The organism is Halomonas saccharevitans (assembly GCF_032333995.1).
Lineage (GTDB): Bacteria > Pseudomonadota > Gammaproteobacteria > Pseudomonadales > Halomonadaceae > Halomonas > Halomonas saccharevitans.
Window position 1 is genome coordinate 449,000 of record NZ_JAVXUR010000003.1, and the last position, 11,909, is coordinate 460,908.

General features: G+C 67.5%; 13 protein-coding genes. 9 read left to right on the forward strand and 4 right to left on the reverse strand.

The features are described from left to right. Positions 1–23: 23 nt before the first annotated feature. Positions 24–311, reverse strand: coding sequence for a hypothetical protein (locus tag RSO68_RS10125; protein WP_315586500.1), 288 nt, complete (start codon positions 309–311; stop codon positions 24–26). 173 nt (positions 312–484) lie between these two features. Continuing rightward, entirely contained in the window at positions 485–2,083 is a 1,599-nt protein-coding gene (locus RSO68_RS10130) for a cation:proton antiporter family protein (RefSeq protein ID WP_315586501.1), read from the reverse strand. Positions 2,084–2,258: 175 nt separating this feature from the next. On the opposite strand from RSO68_RS10130, the gene yegS reads away from it, so the two are divergent. From yegS to RSO68_RS10145, 3 genes are all read left to right on the forward strand, one after another. Continuing rightward, on the forward strand, positions 2,259–3,206 hold the full coding sequence (gene yegS / locus RSO68_RS10135; RefSeq protein WP_315586502.1) for a lipid kinase YegS: 948 nt from the start codon (positions 2,259–2,261) through the stop codon (positions 3,204–3,206). Positions 3,207–3,248: 42 nt separating this feature from the next. After that, a complete protein-coding gene (locus tag RSO68_RS10140; RefSeq protein ID WP_089847175.1) occupies positions 3,249–3,677 on the forward strand; it encodes a VOC family protein in 429 nt (142 codons plus the stop codon). Positions 3,678–3,755: 78 nt separating this feature from the next. Then, entirely contained in the window at positions 3,756–4,499 is a 744-nt protein-coding gene (locus RSO68_RS10145) for a hypothetical protein (RefSeq protein ID WP_315586503.1), read from the forward strand. A 110-nt stretch (positions 4,500–4,609) separates the two neighbouring features. Here RSO68_RS10145 and RSO68_RS10150 read toward each other — a convergent pair whose 3' ends face one another. Further along, complete coding sequence (locus RSO68_RS10150) at positions 4,610–4,816, reverse strand: cold-shock protein (RefSeq protein WP_040187864.1); 207 nt, start codon at positions 4,814–4,816, stop codon at positions 4,610–4,612. Positions 4,817–5,120: 304 nt separating this feature from the next. Here RSO68_RS10150 and RSO68_RS10155 point away from each other — a divergent pair, with 304 nt between their 5' ends. Together RSO68_RS10155 and RSO68_RS10160 are read left to right on the forward strand one after the other, a co-directional pair. Continuing rightward, positions 5,121–5,546, forward strand: coding sequence for a TM2 domain-containing protein (locus RSO68_RS10155; RefSeq protein WP_315586504.1), 426 nt, complete (start codon positions 5,121–5,123; stop codon positions 5,544–5,546). A 71-nt stretch (positions 5,547–5,617) separates the two neighbouring features. Then, positions 5,618–6,262: a LysE family translocator gene (locus RSO68_RS10160; RefSeq protein WP_089847181.1), complete on the forward strand. Its 645-nt coding sequence runs from the start codon at positions 5,618–5,620 to the stop codon at positions 6,260–6,262. 80 nt (positions 6,263–6,342) lie between these two features. On the opposite strand, the gene RSO68_RS10165 is transcribed toward RSO68_RS10160, so the two are convergent. Continuing rightward, complete coding sequence (locus tag RSO68_RS10165; protein ID WP_315586505.1) at positions 6,343–8,283, reverse strand: transglycosylase SLT domain-containing protein; 1,941 nt, start codon at positions 8,281–8,283, stop codon at positions 6,343–6,345. 158 nt (positions 8,284–8,441) lie between these two features. Between RSO68_RS10165 and RSO68_RS10170 the strand changes: the two genes are divergently transcribed. From RSO68_RS10170 to htpG, 4 genes are all read left to right on the forward strand, one after another. Beyond that, positions 8,442–8,801: a YkvA family protein gene (locus RSO68_RS10170; protein WP_089847184.1), complete on the forward strand. Its 360-nt coding sequence runs from the start codon at positions 8,442–8,444 to the stop codon at positions 8,799–8,801. Between the two features lie 45 nt (positions 8,802–8,846). Beyond that, positions 8,847–9,368 carry a PaaI family thioesterase gene (locus tag RSO68_RS10175; RefSeq protein WP_089847186.1) on the forward strand — a complete coding sequence of 174 codons (522 nt, stop codon included), beginning with the start codon at positions 8,847–8,849 and terminating at the stop codon, positions 9,366–9,368. Next, the gene (locus RSO68_RS10180; protein ID WP_315586506.1) at positions 9,361–9,825 is read left to right on the forward strand and encodes a PaaI family thioesterase; all 465 of its coding nucleotides are present in this window, start codon (positions 9,361–9,363) and stop codon (positions 9,823–9,825) included. Before RSO68_RS10175 ends, RSO68_RS10180 begins: the two co-directional genes overlap by 8 nt. A gap of 105 nt (positions 9,826–9,930) precedes the next feature. Continuing rightward, the gene (htpG, locus tag RSO68_RS10185) at positions 9,931–11,835 is read left to right on the forward strand and encodes a molecular chaperone HtpG (RefSeq protein ID WP_315586507.1); all 1,905 of its coding nucleotides are present in this window, start codon (positions 9,931–9,933) and stop codon (positions 11,833–11,835) included. The last annotated feature ends 74 nt before the right edge of the window (positions 11,836–11,909 follow it).

The window sequence follows — 11,909 nt, forward strand, 5'->3', positions numbered from 1 at the left end:
GTCGTCGTTGGTGGAAGGTGATGTCAGTAGATCAGCCAGCTCAGCACCGTCACTCCCAGCAGCCACCAGATGAGCATGACGATGAAGGCGCCGCGCAGCAGCGCGGCCAGGCCCTTCCATAAGAGCCACAGCCCCAGCGCCAGCACCAGCACGCTGATCAGGGTGATCGGGATGCCCAGGGAGTCGGATAGCCCCTGCATGAAGCTGCCGGCTACCTCGTCGAGGCCGGAGAGGAAGCCGCTCAGACCATCGACGATGAAGCGGATGAACTCGCCGAAGGCGTTACCGATGAAGCTGAAGATGTCGTCCATGGAGGTGCGTTCCGGTGTGGGTGAGCCTCGGCATGCCAAGGCTCTAGAGAGTGAGGCCCGCGCGTGCCGGCGGGGCGTCGGGATTAAGGCGTTGGAGGAAGTATCGCGACTAGCGGCCCGAGCCGACAAGCCGGGCGGGCAACCCCGGACCGATCCGCCGGTCGCTCATGTCCTCACCCCAGCTGGCTGGCCTTGGATACCACGCCGGCCTCCTCGGCGGCGCTGTCGGCCAATGCCCGGCCGGCCTCGTCGTAGACGTGGAAGACCGCATTGGCCCCCAGCTCGCGGATCGGCTCGATCTCCTCGGGATACTCGACCACGGCGGTGATGCGCCCCGGGAATTCGCGTGAGCGCAGCTGCTTGAGGGCGAAGAGGTTGCCCGCGTGGTGAGGCATCGCCAGTACCACCATCTGCACGTCGCGGGACATCAAGAGCTTGTCCCAGAAGTCCGAGTCCACGGCGTCGCCCTCGAGGATATTGAAGCCGCGGCGGCTCAATGTCTTGACGCTCTGGGGGTTGCTGTCGATGCCCAGCACGCGCAGGCCATACTCCTTCTGCAGGCGACGATAGACGCTGCGGCCGATGCGCCCCATGCCGAGCACCACCGCCTCGGCGTCGCCGACCTCGATGGGGCGGTCGCTGGGCGAGAGCTCGCCGACGCTGATCCGTGGCAGCCGCGGTTCCAGCCAGCGATAGACCCGCTCGCTCACGCCGTTGAGGACGGCCGACAGACCGAAGCTGAGCGCCACGGCCAGGGAGATCACCACCAGCCAGTCCCCCGAGAGCCAGCCGCTGGAGACCGCGATGGCGCCGACGATGAGGCCGAACTCCGAGTAGTTGGTCAGGCTGAGAGTGGCCAGCACCGAGGTGCGGTGGCGCATCTTGAAGCGCATGAAGATCGCCTGATAGATGACGCTCTTCAGCGGCAGGATCAGCAGCAGCAGCAGGGCCGCGCCGAGCATCTCGGCACTCGGCATGGCCGTCAGCCCGATGCTCAGGAAGAAGCCCACCAGCAGCAGCTCCTTGAGGCTGAACATCGAGCGCGCCAACGTCTGGGCGGCGGGGTGGGGCGCCAGCAGCAGCCCGATGATCAGCGCGCCAAGATCGCCCTTAACGCCGACGGACTCGAACAGCGCGTAGCCCAGCACCAGCGCCAGCAGCATGCCGAACAGCATCTGCATCTCGCCGTGGCCGAGTCGGTCCAGCAGGGCGCGCAGAGCGGGGGCCAGCGGGAGCAGCAGCAGCAGGCCCAGGGCCCAGGGGCTCGGCAGCTCCCCGGTGGAGGCGGTGATGAAGAGCACCGCGAAGATGTCCTGCATGATCAGCACGCCGATGGCCAGCCGTCCATAGGCGGTCTGCGTCTCGCTGCGCTTCTCCAGCACCTTGACCACGAAGACGGTGCTCGAGAAGGAGAGCGCGAAGCCGAGCAGAGCCAGAGTGTGCCAGCCGGTGTCGGCCAGCAGCGAGAGACCCAGCCACTTGATCAGCGCCAGCAGCGCCACCATCACGAGGGTCGAGGCCAGCATGTGCAGGGAGGCGCCGCCCCAGACGTCGCGGCGAAGTAGGGTGCGCACGTCCAGTTTCAGGCCGATGCTGAACAGCAGCAGCACGACCCCGATGTCGGCCAGGGTTTCGAGCATCGGGGTCTTGTCGAACCCCAGCGCGTTGAGCGCGAAACCGCCGGCGAGAAAGCCCACCATGGGCGGCAGCCGCAGCAGCATCGCGGACATGCCGCCGAGGAAGGCTGCGAGAAGAAAGGCCGGTTCGATCATGCACACTCCCTGTTAGCAATCTTCGGCAAGACGGATAGTGTAGGGAAGTCGTAGGGTGAATGGCATTCATGATTTGGTGTATGCGCGTCGGCGATGACGCGGGCGTGACAGGGTGAGTCTGCGTGAGTCGGGGTGGGCTGGCGCGGACCAGGAATGCACGGGCAGGGGAGAGCACATGGCCAGACTGATCCTCAATGGCAAGTCGGCGCAGCTGCCGGAGGTGCGCGAGGCGGTCTTCGCGCGGCGGGCGGCAGGCGATGCCCTCGAGGTGTGCGTCACCTGGGAGGCCGGCGATGCCGAGCGCATGGCCAAGCAGGCCGCCCGCGACGGCGTCGATCGGGTGATCGCCGGCGGCGGCGACGGCACCGTCAACGAGGTGGTCAACGGCCTGATGCGCGTGCCGCGCGAGCGCCGCCCCGTGCTCGGCATCTTGCCCCTGGGCAGCGCCAACGATTTCGCCACCTCGGTGGGCCTTCCGCTGACCTGCGAGCCGGCCCTCGAGGCGGCCCTGAGCCTGCCGGCGCATCGCATCGACGTGCCTCGCCTGGACGACTGGCACTTCCTGAACATGGCCACCGCCGGCTTCGGTGCCGAGATTACCTCGTCCACGCCCAAGGGCTTGAAGCGTCTCCTCGGCGGCGGAGCCTACTCGCTGATCGGTGCCGTCAAGGCCTGGCACATCAATCACTATGCCGGGCGGCTTCGCTGGCAGGATGGCGAACGCCGGGTCGAGGTCTGCCTGCTGGCCATCGGCAATGGGCGACAGTCGGGCGGGGGGCACGTGCTGACGCCGCAGGCCTCGCTGGACGATGGGCGCCTCGATGTGCTGATCCTGCACGACATCGGCTCGCTGACCCAGCTGCGCGCCATGCGTCACGAGCTCGAGACGCGTCCCGCTCGAGGCAGCCACGTCGATACCCTGCGGGTCGACTGGCTCGCCTTCGAGGCCGATGAGGGGGTGCCGCTGACCCTGGATGGCGAGCCCGCCCGGCGCAAGGGGTTCACGGTGACCATCGAGCCCGGAGCGCTATCGCTGGCGGTGTCGTCGAGCTGCCCGCTGCTCTCCCGTGCGGCCCGCACGGACGGAGACGCCGCTGGCGAGTCGGCCGGCGAGACGGCATGATGAGGGAGCCTTTCTCATCTCTCATCGGCAGAGGACCTCGCAATGCTCACCCCCTTTCACCTGGCCGTTCAGGTCCGTGACCTCGATGAGGCCCGGTGCTTTTACGGCGACCTGTTGGGCTGCCCCGAAGGGCGTTCCAGCGACACCTGGATCGATTTCAACCTCTATGGTCACCAGTTTGTCTGCCACCTGAACCCGGCGCTGGGCGAGCAGGGCCTTGACGACCATCGCAATCCGGTCGACGGTCACGGCGTGCCTGTCCCGCACTTCGGCGTGGTACTGGAGATGACCGACTGGGAAGCCCTGGTCGACCGGCTTACCGCGGCGGGCCTGCGGTTCGAGATCGAGCCCTACCTGCGCTTTCGCGGTGAGCCCGGCGAGCAGGCCACCATGTTCTTCCGCGACCCCAGCGGCAATGCCATCGAGTTCAAGGCCTTTCGCGATATCGCCGGCCAGCTGTTCGCCACCTGAGGCGAGCCGTCACCTTGCGGCCGTGAGGGGGCTCTGGTGCAATGGCGCCCCTTTATCGGCAGGAACAGGAGAATGACCATGAAACCCTGGATGCCGCTGGTCTCGGCCCTGGCGCTGGTCGCGGGGCTCGCCGGATGTGACAGCGGCGACGACACGCCGACACCGTCGGAGAGCGATGGGACGCAGCAGACAGCGAGCCAGCCGGCCGAGCCGACGCCCCCGACGGCCGAGGAGCCGCCCGCGAGCGAGGCGTCGACCGTGAGTGAGACGTCCACCGAGCAACCCGAGGCACAGCTCGCCGATCAAGCCCCCGAGGCGCCGTCCGAGACTGAGCAGCCCACCGAGGCGGCGACAGATGCGGCGACAGATACGGCGACAGAGCAGGGCGAAATCGCCGCCGAGACAGAGGGCGATGTCGAGGCCGTGACGATGGATGAGTCGCTGCCCGGCGAGACGAGCCGCACCGACGTCGATGCCATCCTCGAGGAGACCGAGCAGCGCTTCGAGGAAGCCAGTCGTCGCATCGACGAGCAGTTCGAGCAGGCGGAGCGGCAGCGGCCCGAACGCGAGCCGATCCCCGAGGCGGAGGCCTCGGCCGATCTGGACTCGGTCCTGGAGGAGTCTTCGCCGCTGCCGGATGAAGTCTCGACGCTGCCGGACGAGCTCGGCGAGGATGAGGTCAACGCCATCATCGAGGAGACCGAGAAGCGCTTCGAAGAGGCGAGCCGCCAGATCGAGGAGCAGTTCCAACGGGCCGAGCGCCAGGCGCCGGGTGCCTCTTCCGAGCTCGACATCGAGGCGAGCTCAGGCGAACAAGACTGAGCACGCTTGCCTGCCGGTCGTCGAAAACGAAAAAGGCCCACCAAAGGTGGGCCTTTCTCTGCGACGCTCGGACGGTGATGCCGGCCGGTCGTCTCCGTGTCAACCGGGGTTTAGTCGGCGGCGCGGATGTTGGAGGCCTGAAGGCCTTTCTTGCCCTGGGTCACTTCGAAGGTGACTTTCTGGCCGTCCTGCAGGGACTTGAAGCCTTCAGCCTGAATCTCGGAGAAGTGAGCGAACAGATCATCACCGCCGTCGTCCGGAGAGATGAAGCCGTAGCCCTTGGTATCGTTGAACCACTTGACAGTGCCAGTTGCCATTGTCGATTTCCTTAACTAACAAATAATGGTGCTGGGCCAGGAGAGGACCGACCTCGCCATGGACCCGTAATGCGTGGGCAGAACCAGAAGCAAGTGCGCACCGGGTATATCGAAGGAATCGAAGTACAGCTGACGACTTTTCTGCTGGCTGACCAACGCAGCGGATAGTGCTACAGCGCCAGGGTTGCGTCAACACGGTGTCGCAGGGAGACTGGCGCTGCCGCCCGCAAAAACACTGTAGATGGAAAGCCCGTGAGCGTCCAGCCTCCATCTCGCCAGAATCATCACCGAAAAGAGAGCCCTCATGACCCATCCGCAACTCGCCTCCAGCGACACCCACAGCAAGGTGGTCGGCTACCTGCTGTGGCTGTTCGGTTTTCTCGGCGCCCACCGCTTCTACTACGGCAAGCCGGTCACCGGCACACTCTGGTTCTTCACCCTGGGGCTGCTCGGCATCGGCTGGCTGATCGACCTGTTCCTGATCCCGTCCATGGACCGCCAGGCGGACCTGCGCTTCCAGGCCGGCCCGACCAACTACACCCTGGCCTGGCTGCTGTTGACCTTCCTGGGGGTGTTCGGCATTCATCGCTTCTATCTCGGCAAGTGGCTGACCGGCATCCTCTACCTGCTGACCTTCGGCCTCTTCGGGCTCGGGGTGCTCTACGATTTCTGGACCCTCAACGACCAGATCTCCATGCGCCATGCCCGCCGCGGCATCTTCAGCGGCTGATCGTCGGGCGCGTTCTATCGTTGAAGGCCAAGGCCTTCGTGAGCATGGGGTGAATGAGGTTGGAGGGTGGTATGTTCATCGACGCGCAGTTCTGGTCGTTCCTGGTCGCCATCACACTGCTCAGCATGAGCCCCGGGGTGGATACCCTGCTGGTGATCCGCAATACCGCGCGGGGCGGCTGGCGCGACGGCGTGGCCACTAGCCTGGCCATCTGCTGTGGCCTCTTCGTGCACGCCACGGTCTCGGCGCTCGGCATCTCGCTGATCCTGCTGCAATCCGCCTGGGCCTTCGGCGTGCTCAAGCTGGCGGGGGCCGCCTACTTGGTGTGGCTGGGCGTGGCGAGCCTGCTGGCCGCCCGGCGGGGACAGGGACTACCCGTGGCCGGCGTCGCGACCCAGCGCGCGCCGGTGCCGCTGTGGCGGCCGGTGCGCGAGGGGCTGCTCTCCAACGTGCTCAACCCCAAGACGGTGGTCTTCTACATGGCCTTCCTGCCGCAGTTCATCGCCCCGGGGGATCCGGCGCTCGCCAAGTCGCTGTGGCTGGCCGGGGTGCACTTCGTGGTGGCCAACCTGTGGCAGATCGGCATCGTGGCGATGGTCGGCAGCGCCGGCCAGTGGCTTTCCAGCTCGGCGTTCACGCGCTGGCTCAACGGCCTGACCGGGGCCGTGCTGGTGGGCTTCGGCATCAAGCTGGCGCTGACGCGCTCGCCGGCCTGAGACGGATGTCGAAACGCCAGCGGCCCCGGGAAATCCCGGGGCCGCTGGCGTTAGGGGTGTGGGGTGCAACGCGCCTGGGCTCAGTTGCTGGCCAGCAGCGAGCGGTCGTAGCGCCCCGAGGTTTCCGCCGGGGTCAGCAGCGAGACGCCGGTGCTGTCGCCGCCGTTGGCCAGGCTCTCGAAGATCACCCGATAGGCGAGCACGGCCTGCACGTAGTCACGGGTCTCGCGGAAGGGGATGCTCTCGACGAAGAGGTCGAACGCTTGCGGCGCCTCGCGCAGCCAGCGATCGACGCGGTGGGGGCCGGCGTTGTAGGCCGCCGTGGCGGCCAGGCGGTTGCCCTGGTAGCGGTCGAGCATGTCGCGGATGTAGGTACTGCCCAGGCGGATGTTGACGGCGGGGTCGAGCACGCCATAGGGCCCCGGGTCGTTCATGCCGAGCTGCCGGCTGACCTGGGTGGCGGTGCCCGGCATCAGCTGCATCAGGCCACGGGCCCCGGCCGGCGACAGCGCATCGGGATTGTAGGCGCTCTCACGCCGGGCGATACCCATCAGCAGATAGGGGTCGACGCGGGTCTGGCGGCCCCAGTGCAGGAAGTGATCGCGATAGGCCTCGGGGAAACGCCACGCCAGGTCGTCCCACAGCTTGCCGGCGATGGTGGTCTGCACCAGCCGGGCCTGCCAGCCGCGCTGCTGGGCATAGTCGGCGAGCAGGCGGGCCTGCTCTTCGCTGCCGCGCGCCGCGGCGGCATACCACTCGCTGGCGGCGAGCCCCGGCTCGCCGATGCGCAAGAGCGCCTCGGTGCGACGCACGGTTGGCCACTCGGCCACCGCCTGGCGGGTCGCTTCGTCGATCCGGTGGCGCGCCTGATTGAGGGCGTAGGGGCGATCGAGTCGATCGGCGGCGGCGAAGCCGAAGAAGTTGCGCTCCCCGGCGGCCCGGGCGTAGGCCTCGCGTGCCAGATCGTCGTTGCCCTGCTGTTCACGGGCCCGCGCCAGCCAGTACTGCCAGCGACTCTCGTCGCGCTGCGCCTCGTCCATCCGCCCGATCCAGGCGATGACCCCGGTCCAGTCGCGATCGCCAAGCGCCGTCCTTACCCGCAGTTCGAGCAGGTCATCGTCATCGCGTCGCGTCAGCAGCTCGTCGACCCAGCCGAGGTTCTGGTCGACCTCGCGTACCATGGAGTAGAAGGCCAGGTCGTGCTCGATCGCCCGGCGATGGCGGGCCTGCAGGGCGAGGTGGGGGGAGAGCTTGCGCCAGGCCTCCAGGGCGGCCTCGGTATCCGCCCGGGTGAAGCCGTGCATGGCGGCGGCATACAGCGCGCTGGTGCCGCGGCACTCCGGTCCTAGGCAGGCGGGGGTGCGGGTGACGGCGGAGAAGTCCTTTTTCAGCATGCTCATGGCCGTGCGGCCATTCTGCCAGTCCCGGCCCAGCATGCGGCCGAGGTAGTCGGCAAGCCCGGTTTCGCCAGCCTGCCAGGCCAGGGTCATGCGCTCCCAGATCGCCTGCTGATCGATCTCTCCCTGGGCTCGCAGGGTGTCGAAGAGGGTATTGCAGGCCTCCGGCTGGGAACGGCCGACCCGCCACAGCTCGCGGCCCCCCTCGGCGGCCGCCTGCGGGTCGGCGCCGAGCTGGGCGGTGTAGTAGTGGCACTGCCGCTCGGTGCCCGCGGGCACGCCGTCGGCCACCGCCCTGAGGCTTTCGTAGCGCCCCGCCTCGCCATACTGCTCGATGGCCTGGCCGCGCAGCCACTTCCCCAGCGGGGCATCGTCGTGGCGCTCGATGAAGGCCAGTACCGCCTCGGGTTCGGCGCCGGGCAGGCGCGCCTTGAGACGGTGGTACTCGACGTAGCCGGCCAGCACGTGACCCTCGATGGCGCGCTGATCGATCTTCTGCCATTGCTGGCTGCGCGCGGCCTGCAGGGCATCCTGCATGGCGCGGTCATTGCCCTGGGCGAGCAGGGGCAGGCAGCACAGGGTGGTGGCGATCAGGGTCTTGCAGTGACCGAATGTCGGGAGCATGGGGTGACCTCTTGCGGTTCGCGATCGTCGGCCGGCCATGGTGGCCGATGGTGGCGGCCTTGAGTAGTGTCGCCGTGGCCCGACAGACGCCGGCTGTTCGGCGCCGTGGGGATATTCTATCGTGTAGCGGGACTCGTGCGTGGCGGCAAGGAGAGGAAATGGCCAGGTTCAGCGGTGGATGGTGGGGGGAGCGCCTGCGTCGACGCTCCCGCGTGCTGGGCCAGATGGGTCGCGCCCTGCGGCTCTTCCTGCCCATGACCCGCGACGTGCTGCTGCGTCGCTACCGGCCGGTGCCCTGGGGCGCTTTCCTGTGGATGCTGGTGGCGCTTGGGTACCTGATCTCACCGCTCGACCTGATCCCCGACGTGCTGTTGCTGCTCGGCCTGGTCGACGACGTGGTGATCGTCGGCTGGCTGCTGACCCGGGTCGATCGCCACCTGGCATGCTATCGCGCCTGGCGCGAGGGCGCGGGCAAGGCCCCCGGCGAAGGTCGACGCGACGACGAACGCCTGCCCTGATACGCTCGTTTGAATCTCTCTCGACAGGCGTCCCACGAGGTCCGCATGCCCCCCGATCACACCCCCAGCGCCGCCGACTGGCGACGCGCCCTGGCGCGCTTCGTCGCGGTCATTCCCCATACCCGCGCACTCGGCCTCGAGGTGCTCGAGGCGACGCCCGAGGGGGTCACCCTGCGCCTGCCCTGGCACGATGACCTGCTCGGCGACGCCCCCCGAGGGCTGGTGCACGGCGGGGTGCTGACCATGCTGCTCGATACCGCCTGCGGCTCGGCGGTGTTGCCGGCGCTGCCGGCGCCGGAGGTCTGCCCGACCCTCGATCTGCGCGTCGACCACTATCGGCCGGGCGTGGCCGGGCAGGCGATCATCGCCGAGGCGCGGGTGGTGCGGGTCACCGCCTCGGTGGTCTTCACCGAGGGCACACTTCGCCAGCAGGCGGGGCCGCTGGCGCGAGGCATCGGCAACTTCGTGCGCCTGGGCCCGCGCAATACGCCGCCGGGCTTTGCCGAGGCGCTGTTCGCCGAGGCGCCGATCGACGCGCCCCCTTTCGAGGAGAGCGACCATGCGTGATGGCTTCCACGACGTCGAATGGCTGGCACGCACCCGTGCCGAGGGCGACGTCCAGGCGTGGCTGGCGCTGATGCCCTATGCCCGACGCATCGGCGTCACGGCCGAGGCGGATCCGGATGGTGAGGGCCTGCTGTTTCGCCTCGATCCCCGCGAGGAGAACGTCGGCAACGTCCTGCTGCCGGCACTGCATGGCGGGGTGGTGGCTGCCTTCATGGAGACCGCCGCGACCCTGGACCTGATGCTGGCCGCTCGGGAACCGCGCCTGCCGCGCATCGTCGATCTCTCCATCGACTACCTGCGCACCGCCCGGGTGGTGCCGACCCTGGCCCGCTGCACCCTGCTGCGCGAGGGGCGGCGCCTGGGCAACGTCCAGGTCACGGCCTGGCAGGAGCGCGAGGGCGTCCCGATCGCCACCGCGCGCCTGCACTTCGTGCTCGGCGACCCATCCGCCAGATAAGCGTGACGGGGTGCTTGAAAAGCCCACGACGGGCCCCATATCGACGACAGTTCCACATCGGTGGCGCCGCCACCATTGTCATGTCGAAAAAGGGGTCCGAGCCACATGACCACTGCCACCCATGAAGAAACCCTCGGCTTCCAGACCGAGGTCAAGCAGCTGCTGCACCTGATGATCCACTCCCTGTATTCCAACAGGGAGATCTTCCTGCGCGAGCTGATCTCCAACGCCGCCGACGCCTGCGACAAGCTGCGCTATCAGGCGCTGGACAACGATGCCCTCTATGAAGGCGACAGCGAGCTGCGCATCGAGATCGAGCACGACGCCGAGGCGGGCACCGTCACCGTGCGCGACAACGGCATCGGCATGAACCGCGACGAGGTGATCGAGAACCTCGGCACCATTGCCCGCTCGGGCACCGCTGAGTTCCTCAAGCAGCTCTCCGGCGAGCAGCAGAAGGATGCCCGGCTGATCGGCCAGTTCGGCGTCGGCTTCTACTCCGGCTTCATCGTCGCCGACGACATCACCGTGCGCACCCGCAAGGCGGGCACCGAGCAGGGCGAGGGCGTCGAGTGGCACTCCAAGGGCGAGGGCGAGTTCACCGTCGCCGATATCGAGCGCGAGACCCACGGCACCGAGATCGTCCTGCACCTCAAGGAAGATGCCGGCGAGTTCGCCGACGACTTCCGCCTGCAGAGCCTGGTGCGCAAGTACTCCGACCACATCGAGGTGCCGGTGCGCATGCCCAAGGTCGAGACCGCCCGCGATGAGGACGGCAACGAGATCGAGGGCAGCGAGACCACTACCTGGGAGACCGTCAATGAGGCCACCGCGCTGTGGGTACGCCCCAAGAGCGAGCTCAGCGACGATGAGTACAAGGCCTTCTACAAGCACGTGGCCCACGACTTCAGCGATCCGCTGACCTGGAGCCACAACAAGGTCGAGGGCAAGCTCGAATACACTAGCCTGCTCTACGTGCCGGGCCGCGCGCCCTTCGATCTCTACGAGCGCGACGGCGCCCGCGGGGTGAAGCTCTACGTGCAGCGCGTCTTCATCATGGACGACGCCGAGCAGTTCCTGCCGCTCTACCTGCGCTTCATCAAGGGCGTGCTGGATACCCGTGACCTGTCGCTGAACGTCTCCCGCGAGCTGCTGCAGCAGGATCCGCAGGTCGACAAGATCAAGAGCGCCCTGACCAAGCGCTCGCTGGACATGCTCAAGAAGCTGGCCAAGGATCCCGAGGCTTACCAGACCTTCTGGAACACCTTCGGCAGCGTGCTCAAGGAAGGCCCGGCGGAGGATCACGCCAATCGCGAGAAGATCGCCGGCCTGCTGCGCTTCTCCAGCACCCACACCGACAGCGCCACCCAGGACCAGTCGCTGGCCGACTATGTCTCGCGCATGAAGGAGGGCCAGGAGAAGGTCTACTACATCGTCGCCGACGGCTTCAATGCGGCCAAGTCGAGCCCCCATCTCGAGGTCTTCCGCAAGAAGGGTATCGAGGTGCTGCTGCTCCACGACCGCATCGACGAGTGGCTGATGAGCCACCTCACCGAGTTCGAGGGCACGCGCCTGGTCGACGTCGCCAAGGGCGATCTCGACCTCGGCGAGATCGAGGACGAGGAGGAGAAGAAGGCGCAGGAGGAGACCGCCAAGGCCAAGGAGGATCTGGTCAAGCGTGTCAAGGAGGCGCTGGGTGACGAGGTCCAGGAGGTCAAGGTGACCCATCGCCTCACCGACTCCCCGGCCTGCGTGGTACTGCCCGAGCACGAGATGGGCTTCCAGATGCGTCGCATCATGGAGGCCGCTGGCCAGACGATGCCCGAGGTCAAGCCGATCCTCGAGCTCAACCCCGAGCACGCTCTGGTGGCTCGCCTCGAGGGCGTCGAGGGCGACGGCTTCGAGGACCTGGCACGCATCCTGCTCGATCAGGCGATCATCGCCGAGGGCGGCCATCTCGATGACCCTGCCGCTTACGTCAAGCGTCTCAACGCCCTGCTGGGCGCCTGAACGCCAGCCTGACAGCGGTCTCGACCGCGATGTCGCTTCATGATGAGGCCGCCTTCGGGCGGCCTTTTTGCGTT

What these genes read in the sequence shown, in the direction of transcription:
- RSO68_RS10180 (WP_315586506.1), top strand. Translation starts at nt 9,361, where the DNA reads ATGCGTGATGGCTTCCACGACGTCGAATGGCTGGCACGCACCCGTGCC.
- RSO68_RS10145 (WP_315586503.1), top strand. Translation starts at nt 3,756, where the DNA reads ATGAAACCCTGGATGCCGCTGGTCTCGGCCCTGGCGCTGGTCGCGGGG.
- htpG (WP_315586507.1), top strand. Translation starts at nt 9,931, where the DNA reads ATGACCACTGCCACCCATGAAGAAACCCTCGGCTTCCAGACCGAGGTC.
- RSO68_RS10140 (WP_089847175.1), top strand. Translation starts at nt 3,249, where the DNA reads ATGCTCACCCCCTTTCACCTGGCCGTTCAGGTCCGTGACCTCGATGAG.
- yegS (WP_315586502.1), top strand. Translation starts at nt 2,259, where the DNA reads ATGGCCAGACTGATCCTCAATGGCAAGTCGGCGCAGCTGCCGGAGGTG.
- RSO68_RS10150 (WP_040187864.1), bottom strand. Translation starts at nt 4,816, where the DNA reads ATGGCAACTGGCACTGTCAAGTGGTTCAACGATACCAAGGGCTACGGC.
- RSO68_RS10155 (WP_315586504.1), top strand. Translation starts at nt 5,121, where the DNA reads ATGACCCATCCGCAACTCGCCTCCAGCGACACCCACAGCAAGGTGGTC.
- RSO68_RS10175 (WP_089847186.1), top strand. Translation starts at nt 8,847, where the DNA reads ATGCCCCCCGATCACACCCCCAGCGCCGCCGACTGGCGACGCGCCCTG.
- RSO68_RS10130 (WP_315586501.1), bottom strand. Translation starts at nt 2,083, where the DNA reads ATGATCGAACCGGCCTTTCTTCTCGCAGCCTTCCTCGGCGGCATGTCC.
- RSO68_RS10125 (WP_315586500.1), bottom strand. Translation starts at nt 311, where the DNA reads ATGGACGACATCTTCAGCTTCATCGGTAACGCCTTCGGCGAGTTCATC.
- RSO68_RS10160 (WP_089847181.1), top strand. Translation starts at nt 5,618, where the DNA reads ATGTTCATCGACGCGCAGTTCTGGTCGTTCCTGGTCGCCATCACACTG.
- RSO68_RS10170 (WP_089847184.1), top strand. Translation starts at nt 8,442, where the DNA reads ATGGCCAGGTTCAGCGGTGGATGGTGGGGGGAGCGCCTGCGTCGACGC.
- RSO68_RS10165 (WP_315586505.1), bottom strand. Translation starts at nt 8,283, where the DNA reads ATGCTCCCGACATTCGGTCACTGCAAGACCCTGATCGCCACCACCCTG.